We start from the raw sequence: 337 nt of genomic DNA, 5'->3' as shown, positions 1-337 counted from the left end.
TCTCCCGCGTCCGGAGGGCTTCCGGAACATCTTCCAACGCCCTACCGTTTTGCCTGACCGCCTCGAAGCACATCTCTCGCGTTTGGAGGACTTCCGGAACATAGCATAACGCCCCGCCGTGTTGTCTCACCGCTTCGAGGCACATCTCTCGCGTCTGGCGTCCTTCCGGAACATGTTGCAATGCCCAGCCATTTTGCCTCACCGCCTCGTGGCAGATCTCCTCCGCCCGGAGTTTTTTCGGCACATATTGCAACGCCCAGCCGTTCTGCCTCACTGCATCGAGGCAGAACTCCTCCGTCAGGAAGACTTCCGGCATATATTTCAGGGCCATGCCGTT

Annotated in this window: 1 protein-coding gene; it reads right to left on the bottom strand. The window is 58.8% G+C overall.

Features of this window, described 5'->3' with window-relative positions; translation table 11 throughout:
- Positions 1 to 337, bottom strand: a 337-nt coding sequence (locus E1297_RS00440; RefSeq protein ID WP_155132578.1) for a DUF4116 domain-containing protein, incomplete at both ends; no start/stop codon positions are given.

The sequence above is a fragment of the Roseibium sp. RKSG952 genome (assembly GCF_009711355.1).
This window is presented reverse-complemented; position numbering and strand designations above follow the sequence as displayed.